The organism is Streptomyces sp., assembly GCF_035563135.1.
Classification (GTDB): Bacteria; Actinomycetota; Actinomycetes; order Streptomycetales; family Streptomycetaceae; genus Streptomyces.
Window position 1 is genome coordinate 1 of sequence record NZ_DATMVN010000189.1, and the last position, 19,484, is coordinate 19,484.

The following is a 19,484-nucleotide window of genomic DNA, read 5'->3' on the forward strand; positions in this document are numbered from 1 at the left end:
CCCCCTGCCCGCCCCGGAGCCCAGCGCTCCGGGCCCGGGTGAGCCGCCGCCTCCGCCGGTCGTTCCCGAGGAGCCCCCGCCTCCGCCCCCGCCCCCGCCTCCACCTCCACCTCCGCCCTCGCCGGAGCCGGAACCCTCGCCGCCGCCGGAGCAGCCCTCGGCCTCGCCGGCCGCGCAGTCCCGCACGGATGCGACGGGGGCGCCTGGGAGGGGTGTGACGCGGCCCACTCCTCGGGCATCACCGCAGGTCGCGCCGGTGTGAGCCGGGTTCGGGGCGACCCGGTTTGCACGAATGGGGGGAGGGTGCGTATGGTAGTAGATCGTTTGATCCTATGCCCGGCGCCGACACAGAAGAGCGCCGTGTGGCGCGTACTCTCCCTTGCCGTGGCTGGACCGCATTGAGGCGGTCGAAATTGCGAAAACACGGAGTTACGGGCGCGTGCCGAGACTCCGGAAGGTTTCGCATTTCGCATGTCAATTTCCAGTTCTGACCACACCGTCATGTCCGAGAACAACGACGTCGACACCATCGAGGTCGTGGAGGCCGCCGAGGCCGTAGTGGCCCAGGCCCCTGCGGCAGCCGACGGGACCCCGGCCGCGGAGACCGCCGTGGACGCTCCTACGGCCGACGCTCCTGCTGCGGATGGCTCCGAAGAGGCCGCCGAGGACACCGGGCCGAGCATCACGTTCGCCTCGCTCGGACTGCCCGAGGGCATCGTCCGCAAGCTCGCGCAGAACGGTGTGACCGCCCCCTTCCCGATCCAGGCCGCGACCATCCCGGACGCCCTGGCCGGCAAGGACATCCTGGGCCGTGGCCGTACCGGCTCCGGCAAGACCCTCTCCTTCGGTCTGCCCACCCTGGCCGCGCTGGCCGGTGGTCACACCGAGAAGAAGAAGCCCCGCGCGATCATCCTCACGCCGACGCGTGAGCTCGCGATGCAGGTCGCGGACGCCCTCCAGCCGTACGGCGACGTGCTCGGCCTGAAGATGAAGGTCGTCTGCGGCGGTACGTCGATGGGCAACCAGATCTACGCGCTGGAGCGTGGTGTCGACGTCCTCGTCGCCACCCCGGGCCGGCTGCGCGACATCATCAACCGTGGCGCCTGCTCCCTGGAGAACGTCCAGGTCGCGGTCCTCGACGAGGCCGACCAGATGTCGGACCTGGGCTTCCTGCCCGAGGTCACCGAGCTGCTCGACCAGATCCCCGGTGGCGGCCAGCGCATGCTCTTCTCCGCCACGATGGAGAACGAGATCGGCACCCTCGTCAAGCGTTACCTGAGCAACCCGGTCACCCACGAGGTCGACAGCGCCCAGGGCAACGTCTCGACCATGTCGCACCACGTCCTCGTCGTGAAGCCCAAGGACAAGGCGCCCGTCACGGCCGCGATCGCCGCCCGCAAGGGCCGCACGATCATCTTCGTCCGCACCCAGCTGGGCGCCGACCGCATCGCCGAGCAGCTCATCGAGTCCGGCGTGAAGGCCGACGCGCTGCACGGCGGCATGACGCAGGGCGCCCGCACCCGGGTGCTCGAGGACTTCAAGAAGGGCTACGTCAACGCCCTCGTCGCCACCGACGTCGCCGCCCGCGGCATCCACGTCGACGGCATCGACCTCGTCCTCAACGTGGACCCGGCCGGCGACCACAAGGACTACCTGCACCGCTCGGGCCGCACCGCCCGCGCCGGCAAGTCCGGTGTCGTCGTGTCGCTGGCGCTCCCGCACCAGCGCCGCCAGATCTTCCGCCTGATGGAGGACGCGGGCGTCGACGCCTCGCGCCACATCGTGCAGGGCGCGGGCGTCTTCGAGCCCGAGGTCGCCGAGATCACCGGTGCCCGTTCGCTGACCGAGGTCCAGGCCGACTCCGCGAACAACGCCGCCAAGCAGGCCGAGCGCGAGGCCGCCGACCTCACCAAGCAGCTGGAGCGCGTCCAGCGCCGTGCCGTCGAGCTGCGCGAGGAGGCCGACCGTCTGGTCGCCCGTGCCGCCCGCGAGCGGGGCGACGACCCGGAGGCGGCGGTGGCCGAGGTCACCGCCGAGGCCGAGGCCGCGCTCGTCGCAGCCGTGTCCGTCCCCGAGCAGCCGGCCGCGCGTGACGACCGCCGTGACGACCGGGGCAACTTCAACCGCCGTGATGACCGCCGCGACGACCGTGGTGGCGACCGCGGGGGTTACCGCGGTGGCAACGACCGTGTCGGTGAGCGCAGTGGCCGCCCCTCCGGTGGCTCCGGCTACCGCGGCAGCAACGACCGTCCGTCCTTCCGCGGCAGCAACGACCGTCCCTCGGGCGGCTTCCGCTCCGGTGGCGGTGACCGCCGGGACGACCGTGGTGGCCGTTCCTTCGAGCGCCGTGACAACGACCGTCCCGCGTTCAACCGCGACCGTCGCGACGACCGCCCCTCGGGCGGCTTCCGCTCCGGTGGCGGTGACCGCCGGGACGACCGCGGCGGCCGTTCCTTCGAGCGCCGTGACAACGACCGTCCCGCGTTCAACCGTGACCGCCGCGACGACCGCCCCTCGGGCGGCTTCCGCTCCGGCGGCAGCGACCGCCCGTTCAACCGTGACCGTCGTGACGACCGTCCCTCGGGCGGCTTCCGCTCCGGCGGCGGCGACCGCCCGACCGGGCGTCGTGACGACCACCGCGGCGGCACCGGCACGGGTACCGGCACCGGTACCTTCGGCCGCCGCGACGACAAGCCGCGCTGGAAGCGCAACGGCTGAGTCCGGCTGACAGCTGACTGACCCGCAGGGCCCGTACGACACCTCGGTGGCGTACGGGCCCTGCGGCGTTTCCGGCCTCCGTGCGAGGGCATCGCTGGGGGCATGACGAACGACGAAGCCGTGGCGGCAGAGCCACCGCCCGATACCCTCCAGAACTCACCCGCGCCCACCTCCGACGAGGAACGTCTGGCCGAACTCGGCTACACACAGGTCCTCGCCCGCCGGATGTCGGCCTTCTCCAACTACGCCGTCTCGTTCACGATCATCTCGGTGCTCTCCGGCTGTCTGACGCTGTATCTGTTCGGCATGAACACCGGCGGCCCCGCCGTCATCACCTGGGGCTGGGTCGGCGTCGGGCTGATGACGCTGTTCGTCGGCCTGGCGATGGCCGAGATCTGTTCGGCGTACCCGACGTCGGCCGGCCTGTACTTCTGGGCCCACCGCCTCGCCCCGCCGCGCTCGGCCGCGGCGTGGGCCTGGTTCGCCGGCTGGTTCAACGTGCTGGGCCAGGTCGCTGTCACCGCAGGCATCGACTTCGGGGCGGCGTCCTTCCTCGGGGCGTACCTGAACCTCCAGTTCGGGTTCGAGGTCACTCCCGGCCGCACGATCCTGCTCTTCGCGGCGATCCTGATCCTGCACGGCCTGCTGAACACCTTCGGCGTCGGCATCGTCGCCGTCCTCAACAACGTCAGCGTGTGGTGGCACGTGGTCGGGGTCGCCGTCATCGTGGGCGCGCTCACCTTCGTGCCGGACTCGCACCGGTCGGCGTCGTACGTCTTCACCGAGTTCGTCAACAACACCGGCTGGGGCAGCGGCTTCTACGTCGTGATGATCGGGCTGCTGATGGCGCAGTACACCTTCACCGGGTACGACGCCTCCGCCCACATGACGGAGGAGACCCACGACGCGGCCGTGGCGGGGCCGCGCGGCATCGTGCAGTCCATCTGGACGTCCTGGATCGCCGGCTTCGTGCTCCTGCTGGGCTTCACCTTCGCCATCCAGTCGTACGACGGCGCCCTGAACTCCCCGACCGGTGCCCCGCCCGCCCAGATCCTCCTGGACGCGCTGGGTGCCACCACGGGCAAGCTCCTGCTGCTCGTCGTGATCGGCGCCCAGCTGTTCTGCGGGATGGCCTCGGTGACCGCCAACAGCCGCATGATCTACGCGTTCTCGCGCGACGGGGCACTGCCCTTCTCCCGCGTCTGGCACACGGTCAGCCCACGCACCCGTACGCCTGTCGCGGCGGTCTGGCTGGCCGCTCTCGGCGCCCTGGCCCTCGGTCTCCCGTACCTGATCAACGTCACCGCCTACGCCGCTGTGACGTCCATCGCGGTCATCGGGCTCTACATCGCCTACGTCATCCCCACCCTGCTCAGACTGCTGCGGGGCGACGACTTCGTCCGGGGTCCCTGGCACCTGGGCCGGTGGTCCCGGCCCATCGGCATCGTCGCGGTTTCCTGGGTGGGGGTGATCACGGTGCTCTTCATGCTGCCCCAGGTGTCCCCGGTCACCTGGGAGAGCTTCAACTACGCGCCCCTGGCCGTCCTGGTGGTGCTGGGCTTCGCCGCCGTCTGGTGGCTGGTGTCCGCCCGCCACTGGTTCCTGAAACCGGATACACCGGTTCACAAGCACACAACCAAGGACGAAACCACGGCCTGACCCGCCCGATCCGGGCACGACAGGGCCCGGCACCCGATACCCGATCGGCTGCCGGGCCCGGGGGAGCTATGCTCGGGGGTGATCCATCACGGGCCGTTAGCTCAATTGGTCAGAGCAGCGGACTTTTAATCCGTTGGTTGTGGGTTCGAGTCCCACACGGCCTACCGACCGCAGGACGAGGAGAACATCCTCTGGCCTGCTGCTCAGCGCTCCGCCCGGCTAAGCCGGGCAGGGCGCTGAGTCGTTCCCGGGCGTGTACGTGAGCGGAGGGTGCACGTACCTCTCGACGACGGCCGCGGGGGTGACAGGGGTGAAGAAGTGATGAGGTTGCCGTCGGGTCCACGGATCAGCGGTGAGCGGTTCTTCCAGTGCATCGGAGTGGGTCCAGTGACGAAGTCGGTTCGCTGATCCGTCCGGAGGGTCACGTCGGGTCGTCTCCGGTCGGAACCACCCGGAGTTCCTTGCCGCCGGGGTCCGAGACGGTGCGGCTGTGCATCTCCTTGCCGTCCCACCAGGTGACGGTGGCCCGCCAGTCGGTGTCGTAACGCTGGGTGTGCCCGATCAGGAAGAAGGAGTAGAAGTCGCCCGATGCGACGGTGTGGGGCAAGCTGACGGTTGTGCCCATATCCTCCTCCATCCGGCGTGCTGCCTTCTGCTGCGGGCTGCGCAGCAGGTACGCGGCGGGGACAGGGCGGTTCAGCGGCAGCGTGTCCAGGTCGACCGCCAGGTACGCGGGCTCATCAGGGCCGGCTCCGCAGCCGGGAGGGCCGGTCACCGTGCCGGGCGCGAGTTCCTCCCTGCGCGTGACTGTGACGGAGATGTCGCGGATCTCGACGGACGCACCGGCGTTACCGTGCACGCTGACCGCTGCCTCAAGCGTCCCCGCGTGGGCGATCCGGCCCTCCTGTCGCCAGGCCGTCAGCTGTTCAGGAGAAGCAGCGCCGTTCACGCCGGAGCGAAGCTCGGCGTCGGTGTCCGCGACGTACCAACGTGTCAGGCAGCTCTGGTCGTTCGGAGCGACCAGCAGCGTGGCGGGGTCGTCGGGGAAGAGCGCCTGCCATGCGGAAACGGTGGTCGGCACAGCGAAGGCGAACGCAGCGATGACCCCTGTCCACAGGGACAGTCTGTTGGCGGTGGACAGGGCGCGGTAGCGGCGGCCCGCGCGTCGCAGGCGGCTGTCGGGCGGGACCACGGGAAGCGGCGGTACCGGGGCGGAGGGAGGGACAGGGGCAGGTGTCTGACCGGTCGCCGGTATGACTGGTGGCGTCCCGCCACGGGCGCCGCCCTGCTGGTGATCCCCCGTACGACCTGCCATGGAACGTCCTTCCCGAGTGATGGCCACGGGACCGACGCAAGCTCGGCCAGCCTCTGGTCTTCCACGCAGTCTACGAACGGCTGAGCGTCGGCGACTGCCTGGTGACAGACTCTTACCGGTCTCATCCGTTGCGGGATGCGCGGCATCTCATCGGCCCGGGACCCGGCGTGGCCGGGCAGGCCGCCGCCGAACCGGACGGCCAGCCGCATGGCGTCGTCACCGTGCCGTGAGGCAAGCGTCTTCTTGACCATTCAGACCGTTCGGGCCGGCTTCCGGCGCGGTCGGTGCCCCCGTGCGCGAGCCGCCCTCCGTCCGGTGCGCGCGGTGGGGCTCAGGGCCGTGGCCAGGGGCGGCCGCCGAGGCGTTCGATGTCGGAGTTGAAGCGCCGCAGGTAGTCGGCGAAGGCGGAGATGTCCTCGTCGGGCCAGTCGGCCATGACCCGCTCCAAGGAGCTCACCATGCCCTCGCGTTCCGCGTCGAGGGTCTTCGCGCCCTCTTCGGTGATGCGGAACTTGCGGGCCATGCCCCCGTCCGGATCGGGGATGCGCTCCACGAATCCGGCGCGCATGACCGCGGCGGTCTGCCGGTTGAGGGTGGAGACGTCGAGGTCGAAGGCTTCGCTGAGCTCGCCGACGGACATCGGGCCCTGAACGCGGATGCGGCTGAGCAGGACGTACGCGCTGCGCTCCAGGAGGCCGTCCCTGCGGCGTCCCTTTCTTTGGTTCAGCAGGCCGTGCCGGCTGAGCAGCATCTGCTCGTACTCGACCTCTCGCGTTGCCCTGTTCATGCGCGGGCACCTCCTGCTTCCTGCCCGGCGAGGCCGGTGTGTCGTCGTGCGTGCTGACCTCATCGTATGTTCACGAGGAAGTGCATGGACCATACGATGTGCATAATGCAATATACGTGTACGATGCCAAATCTTCCACCGACAGATAGCCGAGGACCCCGGACATGGACGCCCCCCAGCCCACAGCCCGCGCAGGCGGCGTGATCACGACGCTGGCACTCGCCGGCACCGTCGCGGCGGTGATGCAGACACTGGTGACTCCGCTCATCGCCGAGCTGCCGCGGATTCTGGACACCTCGTCCTCGAACGCGGCCTGGGTGGTCACCGTCACCCTCCTGGTCGCCGGTGTGTGCGTGCCGGTCACCGGCCGGCTCGGGGACCTTCTCGGCAAGCGCCGGATGCTGCTGGCCTGTGCGGTCCCGCTCATCACCGGCTCGGTGGTGTGTGCGCTGGCCTCCTCCGTGGTCCCGATGATCGTCGGCCGGGGCCTCCAGGGCATGGGCATGGGCATGGTGCCGCTGGGTATCGCGCTGCTGCGTGACGTGGTGCCCGCCGAGAAGCTCAGCGGTTCGATCGCCCTCGTCAGTGCCTCCATGGGCATCGGCGGCGCCCTCGGTCTGCCGATTTCCGCCGCGGTCGCCGAATACACCAGCTGGCGCGTGCTGTTCTGGGGTTCCGCGGTCCTCGCCCTGATGGTCGCCGTACTCATCTGGCGCTTCGTCCCGGACGTCCCGGCCGGCGCGAAGGGACAGCGCTTCGACGCACCCGGCGCGATCGGACTCGCCATCGGACTGGTCTCCCTCCTGCTGGCGATCTCCAAGGGCGCCGACTGGGGCTGGGGTTCGGGCACCACGCTCGGCCTGTTCGCCGTGGCGGTCGTGTCCCTCGGCGCCTGGGGGGTCTACGAGCTGCGTACCCGTGACCCGCTGGTCGACCTGCGCACCACCGCCCGCCCGCGCGTGCTGCTGACCAACGTCTCGTCGATCCTGGTCGGCGTCGGCATGTACTCCTTCATGCTGATCGCGCCGCAGCTGTTGCAGTTCCCCGAGGCCACGGGTTACGGCCTGGGACAGTCGATGCTGGCCGCAGGCCTCTGGATGGCTCCCGGCGGCGTGATGATGATGATCGTCTCCCCGCTCGGCGGGAAGCTGATCAATGCGCGCGGCCCCAAGATCGCCCTCGTCCTCGGTGCGCTCGTGATCTCCCTGGGCTACGGCATCTCCCTCTTCCTCATGGGCTCCGCCTGGGGCCTGATGATCGTCGGCATCGTCATCAACAGCGGCGTCGGCCTCGCCTACGGAGCGATGCCCGCCCTGATCATGAGTTCGGTACCGCTCTCGGAGACCGCCGCGGCCAACGGCTTCAACACCCTGATGCGCTCGCTGGGTACGACCATCGGTTCGGCCGTCATCGGTGTCGTGCTGGCGCAGATGACCATCAGCCTCGGCGGGTTCTCGCTCGCCTCCGAGGACGGTTTCCGTGTCGGCCTGATGATCGGCTGCGGAGTCGCACTCGTCGCCGCCGCCGTCGCCGCCTTCATCCCCGGGCTCGTCCGTCCCGCCGCCGGAGGCGGCAGGACGGGATCCGCCTCGGCCGACAAGGTCACGGCCGAAGCCTGACGTCCGCCGGGAGCGGACCCGTACGACCGTCAGCAGCGCCCCGACCGGTACGACCGGTCGGGGCGCTTCGGCGTTCCAGGGCTCTGCTCGGGAACTGGTCGCCGTACGGGCACCGACCGCCGGAGCGGGCCGGTTCAGGCCCGTCGCGGGCTTCCAGGAAGTGCTGCTCAGCAGGGCGGGCGGAAGGAACAGCAGGGCTGTCGGGGGCGCTGCCCGTGAGTCGGCACGGTTCCCGGGCCGGCCGGCTCCGGGGCGTGGACCGTCAGTCCAGGCCCTCCTCCCGCAGGTCGTACATCATGAGGAACGCCCGGTAGGTCTGTGCGGGCACCTCCTGGCAGACGTCCGGCCGGTTGGTCCACGTCGACGTGTTGTCGAGGGCCCGTCGGCAGGCCGTCTCGGTCTCTTCCCGGGACGGGATGTTCGAGAGGAACGCGGCGATCAGCAGGGCCACTGCGAGGACGATCACGCCGATACGGATGCACATGGTCTCCCAACGACCGTGCGGCCGGGCCGGTCACCCGGGGCCGGTCGGAGCACGCGTCAGGTCATCCGGGACCGGCCGCGGGACGTGCCCGGTCATTCGGGTTCGTCGGTGACCGGCGGCAGGTCGGGTTCGACGAACAGGCCCGCGTACTGCGGCGTGGGCAGCGGGGCCGCGATGCCCGTGTCGGCGTCGGAGCTCGCGGACGCGTTGCCGGGGTGGCGCTGGGTCGTGCGGGCAGGCATGTCGGTCATCTCAGGTGTCCTGTACGTAGGTGTGCGGTGAGAGCCCCGTGACCGAGCCGCTGCGGTGGATGCCGGACTGGTCCCGACCGGCAGGGCGACGAGGTGCCGCTGCCGGTGCCGCGCCGCTCCGGGGGCGGCCGGATCATCGTGCGGTGCATGCAGACTGTAACCCTCCCAGCACGGCTTCCCCCCGGAATTGCGCCCCTGGCGTGATGCTCAGTGCGGCGGTGCGGGTTCGATGTTCTGGTTTGCGTGGAAGAGGTTGTGCGGGTCGTAGGTCCCCTTGACCTCCGAGAGCCGGTCGTAGTGGCCCCGGTAGGTGGCCCGGACCCGGTCCTGGGACTCGCCGGTGCCCAGGAAGTTCACGTAGCCGCCGCCCATGGAGTGCGGGTGCAGCGCCTCCCAGTAGCCGACGGCCCACTCCCGCAGTGCGGCGGCGTGGGCCGGATCGGGGTCGATGCCGGCGATGACGCCGGACCAGACGGCGTCACGGTAGGCCCAGGCGGTGTCGTCGGGACCGACCCGGGAGGCAGCTCCGTCGACCGGGTACAGGTGCATGGTCGACAGGCCGGTGGGGAGCTTCTTCGCGAAGGAGGCGTGCACGTCGACGGCCTCGTCCGTGATCCGGTCGAAGAAGTCTCCGCGCCAGTACCACTGGAGGCCGGCCGGCATCAGTGCGTCGAACATGGACTGCAGGGCCGGATAGGGCATGGGTGCGGTGAAGTGGAAGGCGGGCGGCCCCGGTTCGTTCACCACGGCGAGGGTCTCGCCGAGCGACTCCGGGTCCGCCGTCGAGGACCAGACGACGCCGCACATCTTCTGTCCGTGGATCTCCTCGGGGAAGGGCGGGCCGGGCGGGACGGTCAGCGAGGCGAAGAAGCCGTACAGGTCGTCCGGTGCCTGCGGCAGGAAGTCGCGGTACCAGCGCATGACGTCGGGGAGGAGTTCCTGGGGCCAGACGGTGATGGCGGCGCCCACGGTGTCCACGGGGTGCAGCTCGAAGTCGAACGTCGTGACGATGCCGAAGTTCCCGCCGCCGCCGCGCAGTGCCCAGAACAGGTCGGCGTGCTCACTCGGGTTCGCGGAGACGAAGGTGCCGTCGGCGAGGACCACGTCCGCGGAGATCAGGTTGTCCGCGGAAAGGCCGTACTTGCGGGTGAGGTAGCCGTGTCCGCCGCCGAGGGCGAGCCCGCCGATGCCGGTCGTGGACATGATCCCCGTCGGGGTGGCGAGGCCGAACGCGTGGGTGGCGTGGTCGAGGTCGCCCAGCGTCGCGCCGCCGTCGGCCTGGGCGGTCTGGGTGGCGGGATCCACCCGCACGCCGCGCATGGGTGAGAGGTCGAGCGTGACCGCGTCGTCGGAGAGGCCGAGGCCGGGACCGCTGTGCCCGCCGCCCCGTACGGCCACGTCCAGGCCGTGCTCGCGGACGAAGCCGACGGCCGCCATGACGTCGGCCGTGTCGCGGCACCTGACCACGGCCGAGGGCCTTTTGTCGATCATGGCGTTGTAGACCGCGCGGGCCTGCCCGTACTCCTGGTCCTCGGGACCGATGACCGGGCCGCGCAGAGCGGTTCTCATCGTCTCGAGCAGGGTGCCGTCCATGGTCCTCTCCTCGCGCGTGTGCGCCCGGCCTCCCCTGGCACCACCGGATCGGGTGAGGCTGCTGGGCCGACGCCGGCACCCCTGGATGCCGCACAGACGGGACCGAACACCGAAGGCTTGCTCCTCCAGCGTCCCGCCGCTCCCGAAGCCCCGCAATCGCGCAGCACCACGCCCCCGGCCCGGTCGGGGTGCGGATACAGTTCTGCGCGCACCCCCGGACATCAACTCCGTTCTCTGCACCCTGTGTTGAAGGACCACTCCGGTTCCGGAAGGGCCCCGGGGGTGAGGGGATGAGGGAGCGGCGGCCGTACATGGTCGGAGCACCCTCCCGGATGGCGTAGAGTTGCCATCACAACGACGCGGGGTGGAGCAGCTCGGTAGCTCGCTGGGCTCATAACCCAGAGGTCGCAGGTTCAAATCCTGTCCCCGCTACTGAAGACAGAGGCCCGGATCCTTCCAAGGATCCGGGCCTCTGTCGTGTGCCGTCCCTCCCGGCCGCACCCGGCAGCCGCGGCCGGGAGGGACGGCACACGGACACGCGTGCGCAGGTGACCGGCCCGGGGGGCGTGCATCGCCGGTCTCCGCTCCCGGAGGAACTACGATCGCTACGGAGACGGAATTGCCGTCTTCGTACGGGATGCACTGACGATCCACGCGCAGCACCGGCTCTCCGGCCGACCACCGGGGCGGGGCTCCGACGCGCTCCTCCCTTCGGCCGATGACGTGGCGCCGCCCGGCGCGGCTCCGGCCGGCCCGGGCGGAGCGCGGTACCGTCCGCAGCCGTGGGTGGACCGGGCAGGAGTGCACAGGTGGGGAAGCGGGACGGACGGCCAGGGGGTGCCGCCGGGAACGTCCGTTCCCGGCGGTTCGTGCGCGCTCTGCCCGCTCTGATGATCTGCGCCGGGGTGGCCACCGACCTCGGGACGCCGGCCGAGGTCTCCGCCGTCCCCCTCTTCGCCGCCGCCCCGCTGATCGCCGCCCCGTTCTTCTCGCCGGCCGGCACCGTCCGTGCCGGAGCGGCGGCGGTCCTCGTCGTGCTCGCCATCCGGATCTCGGACGGCGTTCTCGCCCAGGTCGTGCCGGTCACCGATCTGCTCACCCTGATCACCGTCGCCGCGCTCTCCCTCGTCATCAACCGCGTCGTACGCCGTGGGAACGAGCAGCTGGCCTCGGCCCGGGTGATCGCGGAGACCGCGATGCGCGCGGTGCTCCCGACGCCCGAGGACCGGATCGGCGGGCTACTGGTCGCGGCGCGGTACGAGGCGGCCCAGGCGGACGAGTTCGTGGGCGGCGACCTGTTCGCCGTCGCGGACACGCCGTTCGGAGTGCGCCTGGTCGTCGGGGACGTACGGGGCAAGGGACTGGACGCCGTGGCGGCGGTGGCCGTCGTGATCGGGGCGTTCCGGGAGGCCGCCGAGCAGGAGCTGTCACTTGAGGGCGTGGTCCAGCGCCTGGAGCGGGCACTGGCCCGTGAGGGCTCGCGGCGGGGCGGGCTCGACTCCATGGAGGGGTTCGTCACCGCCGTGCTCGCGGAACTCCCGGCCGGTTCGGACACGCTGCGGGTCGTCAACCGCGGTCATCCCGAGCCGCTCGTGCTGCACGCGGACGGGGCGCTGGACGTACTGGCGCCGACCGTGCCCGCGCTGCCGCTCGGGATGGGGCTGGACGCGTGGCCGGACCGGTCGGACGAGTGGTCGCTGCCGGCCGGGGCGATGTTCCTGGCCTTCACCGACGGGCTCTCCGAGGCGCGGAACGCGAAAGGTGTCTTCTACGACCCGGCGGCCCGGTTGCGGGGCCGGCTCTTCCCGGGGCCCGAGGAGCTGCTGTCCGCGCTCACCGATGACGTACGGCTGCACACCGGTGGCCGGTCGACGGACGACCTGGCGCTCCTCGCGGTCGGCCGTCCCGCGCGGGGACAGCAGGAACGGCGTACGACGGTGAAGATCGTGCGGCGGGACAGTGAATGAGTGGTCGCGACCGTCGGTAGTCGAAAGACCGCGCTCGCATAACAATTGACACATCGTCAGAAATTGGTGGCCGGATGAGGGTCGCTCAAGTCGCCCGTTTGCACCCGTTTGAGCCGGGAAAGTCCAGGCCGAGATCGTAGGTGATCTATGGGAACGGCTTGGAATCGGGCCCCGGTGTCTATTAACGTTCGATAACGCAGCGCGGTTGTACCTGTCGTCGCAAGAGGCGACACCGTGCGCAGCGCCGAATTCCGCAAGGGAACCGGGGAACCACCTACATGGGGTGAATCGGACACCTGTGTCTCGCGAGAGACGAAGGGGCCCGTAGGAGACCTTCCTGCTCCGAACCCGTCAGCTAACCCGGTAGGCGAGAAGGAAGGAAAGGAGTGCGCCCACGTGGCGTCCAACCAGCCTGCCCCCGAGGCACCGTCATCCTTCAGGACCGGAAGCTTCGGTGATGAGGACAGGACGTGGGAGGAATGGAACCCCACCGAGGAGTCCATCCGTCCCGTACGCGGCAGGCACCGCGTAGCCAAGCAGCGCGGTCTCGCTCGTAGCTCCACCGTCCTCGGCGTCGGCGTCATCGCGGCCGTCGGCGCGGGTGGCATGGCCACCGCGCAGAGCAAGCCGCCGGTCTCCATTTCTCTTCCCGATTCCATCGCGGACAATCTCCCCGACGCCAAGTCCCTTCCCGGCGTGGGTGCGTTCATGTCCGGCGACTCCGACTCGGACCACGAGACGGCTGTCGTGTCCTCCCCGCTCACCACCGCGGGCATCACCGCCGCCGAGGCCGAGCAGGGCACCACCGACGCCGGCGAGGCGCTGCGCGCCCGCATCCTCCAGCAGGCCGAGCAGCAGCAGGCGGGAGCCGAGGCCGAGGCCAGGGCCGCGGAGGAGAAGGCGGCGGTCGAGGCCGCCGTGGCCCAGGCGGCGAAGCAGCAGAGCAAGGCCGAGGCCGCGGCCGCGGCGAAGAAGAAGGCGGCGGAGGAAGCGGCGGAGAAGAAGGCGGAGGCCGAGCGGCTCGCCGAGCTCGCCGCCAGCTACGCCGTCCCGACCTCCTCCTACTACATCAGCTCGACCTACGGTCAGGCCGGATCGATGTGGTCCTCGGGCCACCACACCGGGCTGGACTTCGCGGCCCCGACCGGCACCCCGGTCAAGGCCGTGCACAGCGGCACGGTGAAGTCGGCCGGTTACTCCGGCGCCTACGGCTACCGCACGGTCCTGGAGCTCGACGACGGCACCGAGGTCTGGTACTGCCACCAGTCCTCGATGGACGTGACCGCCGGTCAGAGGGTCACCACCGGCCAGACCATCGGCCGTGTGGGAGCGACCGGCAATGTGACCGGTGCGCACCTGCACCTGGAGATCCACACCGCGGACGGCACGGGCATCGACCCGATGAGCTGGCTGCGCGGTAAGGGCCTGACGATCTGACCGTTCCGGTCCGGTGTGCACGGGCGAGTCCTGGACCGACGTGTCCGGTCTGCTCCAGGGCGACAGGCCCTTACGCCGGTAGCCCGACGCACCGGTAGCCCGACGCGCCGGCCTCCGGCGTACCGGACCCCGGCGGCCCTGACGCACCCCCCGGCGTCAGGGCCGTCGGTCTGTTCGAGAGCTGTCACTCACCGGGGGCGTGCGGCGCCCGCCGTCCTCCATGTACGGGTTGTAGCCCCCGTAATGCCGGTGCGGTGCGGGGAGCTGCTGAGGAGGCGGGCCGCCGTGGGGGTACTGGCGGGGGAACGGCGGCACCGGTGGCCGGTGGGCGCGCAGCCGGCCCGTCGCGTGGGCCGCGTACGCCAGGGCCGGGCCCGCGATGTCCCGGCGGTGCCAGAGGTGGTGCAGCAACTCCTGCTCGCGCAGGGCGAAGTCCGGGCCCGCTCCGTCGTGGCGCGCTCTGCGGCGCAGTACGGCCAGAGAGGTCGCGAAGGACTCGTACTCCGCGACGGTGCGCGCGGCGGCCCTGCCGCGGGCACGGTCCGGGTGGCTGTTCCAGTGCCTGGCCATGTCACGGGCCATGCCCCGTGCCCGCATCGAGGCCAGTGCGAGCGGTTCGGCGGGGGCCAGCCAGCCCGCCGCCGCGTACACCGGGAGCTCGGTGGAGAGCGTGCGCAGCTCCCTCTGGCGTGACCAGACCGCCAGCCAGGTCACCAGGCCGAAGGACGGCATCATGAACGCGCCGTACACCAGGTAGAAGCCGTACGGGCCGAAGGACGAGGAGCCGTTCCACAGGGCGTGCATACCCATGGCGAGGACGAGTCCGAGCAGGGGCAGGACGATCCGGCGCACCCGGTGACGCGGGCCACCGAGCGCGGCGATGCCGAAGCCGATGCCGGAGAGCACCGTGAACAAGGGGTGGGCGAAGGGCGACATCACCACACGGACGAAGAACGTCCCCGCCGTCACGGAGGCGAAGCCCGTGGTCCCGAGCTCCTGGTCCTCACCGAAGGCATTGCCCAGGTAGAGGATGTTCTCGGTGAAGGCGAAGCCGGTCGCGGTGAAGCCGGCGACCACGATGCCGTCGACGATCCCGCCGAACTGCCGTCTGCGGAAGAGGAAGATCAGCAGGACCGCGGTGGCCTTCGCGATCTCCTCGACGACCGGGGCGACGACCGTGGCTCCGAGGGTGTCGGCGCTCGACGGGTCCGCGGTGGCCGTCGCTATCCAGCGGGTGGCGAAGGTGTTGGCGATGATCGCCACGAGCGCGGCGGCACACGCACCCCAGGAGAACGCGAACAGCAGGTTCCGCCACGGGCCCGGCTCGACCCGGTCGAGCCAGCGGAACGCCGCCATCAGCAGCGGCACGGGCAGCACGGCCAGCCCCAGTCCGACCAGGAAGCCCTCGGTGCCCGTCTGCTCGCGCACCAGGGCCAGGATCACCAGTCCGCAGAGCGCGAGCACCGTGATCACCGCACCGGCACGGAACGCCTTGCTGCGCCAGACCATGCCGACGCGACGGGGCCGGTAACGCCACTGGCCTCGCTCCGGGACGGCGCCCAGGAACTCGTCGAGCTGCTGCTCTGCGAGAACCGGGACGGCCGGCTGCTGATGCTGCACGGACCCCTGGGACACCCGACGACCCTAACGAGGACGACTGACACCTGGCCACGCCGCGGGGGGCGGGGCGCCGGGCGATGGCTGATCAGCGACGGGTGAACAGCACGTCGTGCACGACGTGGCCCTTGTCCAGCCCCTGGCCCTCGAAGCGGGTCAGCGGGCGGAACGCGGGCCGGGGCGCATAACCGCCGTCCGCCCGGGTGTTCTCGTACAGGGGGTGCGCCGTGAGGACTTCCAGCATCTGCTCGGCGTACGGCTCCCAGTCCGTGGCGCAGTGGACGAGCGCGCCGGGCTTCAGCCGCTGCGCCACCAGATCGAGGAAGTCAGGCTGGATCAACCGCCGCTTGTGGTGCCGCTTCTTGGGCCACGGGTCGGGGAAGTACACCCGGAGACCGTCCAGAGCGGCCGGCTCCAGCATCTCGCGGAGCAGGATGATCGCGTCACCGTTGGCGACACGGACGTTGGACAGGCCCGCCCGGTCCGCGAGGCCCAGCAGATTGCCCTGCCCAGGGGTGTGCACGTCGACGGCCAGAATCCCGGTGCCCGGGTCGTCGGCCGCCATCTGCGCCGTCGCCTCGCCCATCCCGAAGCCGATCTCCAGGACCACCGGGAGACCGTCGAAGAGAGTGGGGAGATCGAGGGTGGTGAGGCCGTCGATGTCCAAGCCCCACTCGGGCCACAGACGCTGGAGGGCGTCCTCCTGGCCGGCGGTCACCCGGCTGCGGCGCGGCTGGAAGCTGCGGATCCGCCGCTCGTGGTGCGAGCCCGCCGGGTCGGCGGCCGGGCCACCGGGGAAGCGGGGCTCCTGGCGCAGCCTGCGCTGACGCTCGAAGGAGGCGGCGCGTCGCGCTGCCGCGTCCGCGTCCTCGGCGGGGGCGGGGCCGGACGTCTTCGGGGTGGGGTTCACAGGCTCAGACACAATGCCCCGATTCTACGGCGGGAGGCGTCCACCCCGTCGCGCGAGCCCGCAGCAGGGCCCGTCGCGCCACCTCCCTCCCGATGGGCAGGGACGCGGTGGCCGCCGGGGACGGGGCGTTCAGCACATGCACGGTGTGCGGGGCGTCCCGGATCAGGAAGTCGTCGACCAGCGTGCCGTCCCGCAGGACCGCCTGGGCCCTGACCCCCGCCGGAGAAGGCCGCAGATCGGCTTCCGTCACCTCCGGCAGCAGCCGCTGGACGGCCCGGGTGAACGCGCTCTTCGACAGGGACCGGTGCACCTCGCCCGCCCCGTACCGCCAGTGGCGCCGGGCGATCCGCCAGGAGCCGGGCCAGGCCAGGGTGGCGGCCAGCTCGCGCGGGCGGACGACCGCCCTGCCGTACCCCTCGCGGGCCAGTGCGGGCACGGCGTTCGGCCCGACGTGGACCGTGCCGTCGACGCCCCGGGTCAGATGCACCCCGAGGAAGGGGAACGCGGGGTCCGGCACCGGATAGACCAGCCCGCGCACCAGCTCCGGCCTGGCCAGCTCGTAGTACTCCCCGCGGAACGGCACGATGCGCGCCCCCGGGTCGTCGCCCGCGAGCCGTGCCACCCGGTCGCTGTGCAGCCCCGCGCAGTTGACCAGCACCCGGGACCTGATCACCTGGCCGTCGGACGTGCGCACCGCGACACCCCAGGGACGCCGGTCGACGGCGACGACCTCCGCGCCGTAGCGGATCCGTCCGCCCGAGGCGCTCATCTCGGTGGCGAGGCGGACGGCCACCGCGGTGAAGTCGCACACCCCCGTCGTGCCGACCCGGATCGCCGCGAGACCGCGCACCTGCGGCTCGTACTCCGCGATCTGGGCGGGGCCGAGCTCCCGGACCGGCAGCCCGTGCGCCCGGCCGCGCTGCACCAGGGCGTGCAGCCGGGGCAGCTCGCCGCTGTGGGTCGCGACGATCAGCTTGCCCGTCACCGCGTGGGCGATCCCGTGCTCCGCGCAGAAGTCCACCAGCTCGGCGGCGCCCCGCACCGCGTAGCGCGCCTTGAGCGAACCCGGTGGGTAGTAGATGCCGCTGTGGATCACCCCGCTGTTGCGCCCGGTCTGATGCCGGGCGGGGCCCCACTCCTTCTCCAGCACCGTGACCCGGGTGCCCGGCGCGGTGCGCGTGATCGCGTACGCGGTCGACAGACCGACGATCCCGCCACCGATCACCAGCACGTCGCAGTCGTACGCCGCGTGCGTCATCATCACGCCACCTCCCACCCCGATAGTGCACTGACCCACTGACAACGGGCTCAAACCAGGGACGGCGTGTGCGCGGCGGGACGTTCCGTCCCGGAACCGGCGAAACCGGGGTGTACCGGTGGCCTCCTACGCCGGGGCCACGAGAAGCGGGCGGGCCCGTTCCCGTAGCTCGGCCACGCGGGGCTCGTCCCCGTACGGCTCCAGGCGGTGCAGCAGGTCGCGCACGTACTCGGTGGTGCGCGCCGAGGAGATGCGTCCCGCCACCTCCACCGCCCGTGTCCCCGCCGCGCAGGCCGCGTCGAGGTTGCCCGATTCCAGCTCGGCGACCGCGGACACGACGAGCCGCAGCCCGTGGGAGCGGACGAACTCGTCGGTGGGTTTCGACAGGGCCTGCTCGGTGAAGCGCCGCACCTGCCGGGGCGCCTTGAGGTCGCGGTAGCACTCGGCGGCGTCGGCGGCGAACCTGTCGTACGAGTAGAAGCCGAGCCACGCCGGGTCGGAGTCGCCGGTCCGGGAGCGCTCCAGCCAGCTCTCGGCGGCCCGGAGCGCGGCGCCCGCGGCAGGTGCGTCTCCGGCCTTGGCGTGGGCGCGCGCTTCGACGAGCCGGAAGAAGCTCATGGTCCGTGCGGTGGCGAGCCCGCGATTGCGTTCGACCGCCGCCTGCGCGAGGTCCACGCCCTCGTCGGCGAAGCCCCGGTAGGTCGCCTGAAGGGACATCGACGCCAGGACGTATCCGCCCAGCGGCACATCGGCGGCGGCACGGGCCAGGCGCAGCGCCTGGATGTAGTAGCGCTGGGCCGCCTCCTGCTGGCCGGTGTCGAAGGCCATCCACCCGGCGAGCCTGGTCAGTTCGGCGGAGGCTCCGAAGAGGGCCCTGCCCACCTCGTCGCTGTAGGAGCCCAGCAGGAGCGGCGCGGCATCGACCCGTAAGCACTCCGGGACCATGGAGGAACGCCAGTCGCCGCCGCCGTACTTGGAGTCCCACCGGCGCGCGTCCTGGGCGGCCTCGCGCAGCTTGGCCACGTCGTTGTGGCCGACCCGCAGCAGCAGCCCGTCGGCGGCGGACTCCGGGCCCGGCTGGACGGGCACCCCGCCGTGCGCCCGGGGCGCGCCCTCGGGACCGAGTATCGCGGCCTGGGCGGCTGCCGGGTCCCGCGCGACCGACGGATCCGCAGGCGTTATGAGCCACCGGGACGCGGGGGTCGCATAGGCGCTCACCGCGAAGGAACCCGCCAGTGACTGCCAGATCCCGCCGCCGCCCCGGCGGCCCGCCAGATCCAGCCGGTACAGATCGGTCGCCGACCGCACCGCCTCGCCCACGTCACGGGGGAAGGCCAGACCGACCTCCGGCGCCGGATCGGCGTCGGCGAGCCCGATCTCGTGCAGCGGGACGGGACGGCCGAGTTTGGCCCCTATCGCCGCTGCGATGAGATGGGGCGCCGCGCCCTGCGGCACCATGCCCTTGGCGACCCAGCGGGCCACCGACGTCTTGTCGTAACGAAGTGTCAGACCGCGCTGCGCTCCGAGGTCGTTGACCCGCCGGGCGAGCCCGGCGTTGCTGATTCCCGCGAGGGCGAGAACCGTGCCGAGCTTCTCGTTCGGCCCGCGTTGCTCCCTGGACATGCGCCACCCCTCGACACACAGACGGCCGCCGCGTCACCGTCGGGCGCGCGGCATTCGTACCGTGTTCTCCCCAGGGACGGTCCCGGGCACTCCGGCCGCACACGCATTTGGCCGAGCCCCGTGGAATATGCCGCCCTGCTGAGAACATCGGTACACCCAGCGTAGTTCGCCGCATCCCCACCGTTAAGGGGCAGACCTCCGTATGGCGGGAATGTTGTCCGTGCGGCGCGGGACGCGGGCACCGTG

Annotated in this window: 14 protein-coding genes, 2 tRNA genes, 2 pseudogenes and 1 riboswitch; of the genes and pseudogenes, 8 read left to right on the forward strand and 10 right to left on the reverse strand. The window is 71.3% G+C overall.

The genetic code is table 11. The annotated features are described in order from the left end of the window. Nucleotides 1–501: 501 nt before the first annotated feature. From VN520_RS08185 to VN520_RS08195, 3 genes are all read left to right on the forward strand, one after another. Nucleotides 502–2,718 carry a DEAD/DEAH box helicase gene (locus VN520_RS08185; RefSeq protein WP_325746185.1) on the forward strand — a complete coding sequence of 739 codons (2,217 nt, stop codon included), beginning with the start codon at nt 502–504 and terminating at the stop codon, nt 2,716–2,718. 102 nt (nt 2,719–2,820) lie between these two features. After that, on the forward strand, nt 2,821–4,377 hold the full coding sequence (locus tag VN520_RS08190; protein WP_325746186.1) for an amino acid permease: 1,557 nt from the start codon (nt 2,821–2,823) through the stop codon (nt 4,375–4,377). A gap of 90 nt (nt 4,378–4,467) precedes the next feature. Beyond that, a tRNA-Lys gene (locus VN520_RS08195) sits at nt 4,468–4,541 on the forward strand. A gap of 55 nt (nt 4,542–4,596) precedes the next feature. On the opposite strand, the pseudogene VN520_RS08200 reads toward VN520_RS08195, so the two are convergent. The 3 genes and pseudogenes from VN520_RS08200 to VN520_RS08210 form a co-directional block, all read right to left on the reverse strand. Next, nucleotides 4,597–4,778: pseudogene (locus VN520_RS08200) on the reverse strand (hypothetical protein); the annotation flags it as partial. A gap of 20 nt (nt 4,779–4,798) precedes the next feature. Continuing rightward, entirely contained in the window at nt 4,799–5,569 is a 771-nt protein-coding gene (locus tag VN520_RS08205) for a hypothetical protein (protein WP_325746187.1), read from the reverse strand. A 454-nt stretch (nt 5,570–6,023) separates the two neighbouring features. Beyond that, on the reverse strand, nt 6,024–6,479 hold the full coding sequence (locus tag VN520_RS08210) for a MarR family winged helix-turn-helix transcriptional regulator (RefSeq protein ID WP_325746188.1): 456 nt from the start codon (nt 6,477–6,479) through the stop codon (nt 6,024–6,026). Between the two features lie 164 nt (nt 6,480–6,643). On the opposite strand from VN520_RS08210, the gene VN520_RS08215 reads away from it, so the two are divergent. Then, nucleotides 6,644–8,098 carry an MFS transporter gene (locus VN520_RS08215; RefSeq protein ID WP_325746189.1) on the forward strand — a complete coding sequence of 485 codons (1,455 nt, stop codon included), beginning with the start codon at nt 6,644–6,646 and terminating at the stop codon, nt 8,096–8,098. A gap of 262 nt (nt 8,099–8,360) precedes the next feature. On the opposite strand, the gene VN520_RS08220 is transcribed toward VN520_RS08215, so the two are convergent. From VN520_RS08220 to VN520_RS08230, 3 genes are all read right to left on the reverse strand, one after another. Next, nucleotides 8,361–8,582 carry a hypothetical protein gene (locus VN520_RS08220; RefSeq protein ID WP_325746190.1) on the reverse strand — a complete coding sequence of 74 codons (222 nt, stop codon included), beginning with the start codon at nt 8,580–8,582 and terminating at the stop codon, nt 8,361–8,363. 92 nt (nt 8,583–8,674) lie between these two features. Beyond that, nucleotides 8,675–8,833 carry a hypothetical protein gene (locus VN520_RS08225; RefSeq protein ID WP_325746191.1) on the reverse strand — a complete coding sequence of 53 codons (159 nt, stop codon included), beginning with the start codon at nt 8,831–8,833 and terminating at the stop codon, nt 8,675–8,677. A gap of 207 nt (nt 8,834–9,040) precedes the next feature. Next, nucleotides 9,041–10,426 carry an FAD-binding oxidoreductase gene (locus tag VN520_RS08230; protein WP_325746192.1) on the reverse strand — a complete coding sequence of 462 codons (1,386 nt, stop codon included), beginning with the start codon at nt 10,424–10,426 and terminating at the stop codon, nt 9,041–9,043. Nucleotides 10,427–10,784: 358 nt separating this feature from the next. Between VN520_RS08230 and VN520_RS08235 the strand changes: the two genes are divergently transcribed. The 4 genes and pseudogenes from VN520_RS08235 to VN520_RS08250 all read left to right on the forward strand — a co-directional run bounded on the left by VN520_RS08235 (nt 10,785) and on the right by VN520_RS08250 (nt 13,830). Further along, nucleotides 10,785–10,858, forward strand: a tRNA-Met gene (locus VN520_RS08235). A gap of 156 nt (nt 10,859–11,014) precedes the next feature. Continuing rightward, nucleotides 11,015–11,098 (forward strand): annotated as a pseudogene (locus VN520_RS08240) (MerR family transcriptional regulator); the annotation flags it as partial. Between the two features lie 137 nt (nt 11,099–11,235). After that, nucleotides 11,236–12,393: a PP2C family protein-serine/threonine phosphatase gene (locus VN520_RS08245; protein WP_325746193.1), complete on the forward strand. Its 1,158-nt coding sequence runs from the start codon at nt 11,236–11,238 to the stop codon at nt 12,391–12,393. A 232-nt stretch (nt 12,394–12,625) separates the two neighbouring features. Further along, nucleotides 12,626–12,778: riboswitch (cyclic di-AMP (ydaO/yuaA leader) on the forward strand. Between the two features lie 11 nt (nt 12,779–12,789). After that, nucleotides 12,790–13,830 (forward strand): M23 family metallopeptidase, encoded by a 1,041-nt coding sequence (locus VN520_RS08250; protein WP_325746194.1) that lies wholly within the window; start codon nt 12,790–12,792, stop codon nt 13,828–13,830. Between the two features lie 156 nt (nt 13,831–13,986). On the opposite strand, the gene VN520_RS08255 is transcribed toward VN520_RS08250, so the two are convergent. From VN520_RS08255 to VN520_RS08270, 4 genes are all read right to left on the reverse strand, one after another. Further along, nucleotides 13,987–15,465, reverse strand: a complete 1,479-nt coding sequence (locus VN520_RS08255) for a PrsW family intramembrane metalloprotease (protein ID WP_325746195.1) — start codon at nt 15,463–15,465, stop codon at nt 13,987–13,989. 70 nt (nt 15,466–15,535) lie between these two features. Continuing rightward, complete coding sequence (gene trmB / locus VN520_RS08260; RefSeq protein ID WP_325746196.1) at nt 15,536–16,369, reverse strand: tRNA (guanosine(46)-N7)-methyltransferase TrmB; 834 nt, start codon at nt 16,367–16,369, stop codon at nt 15,536–15,538. Further along, nucleotides 16,362–17,618, reverse strand: coding sequence for an L-2-hydroxyglutarate oxidase (gene lhgO, locus VN520_RS08265; RefSeq protein WP_325746197.1), 1,257 nt, complete (start codon nt 17,616–17,618; stop codon nt 16,362–16,364). The genes trmB and lhgO overlap by 8 nt, the downstream gene beginning before the upstream one ends. 123 nt (nt 17,619–17,741) lie before the next feature. Then, entirely contained in the window at nt 17,742–19,238 is a 1,497-nt protein-coding gene (locus VN520_RS08270) for a sporulation protein (protein ID WP_325746198.1), read from the reverse strand. Nucleotides 19,239–19,484 lie beyond the last annotated feature (246 nt).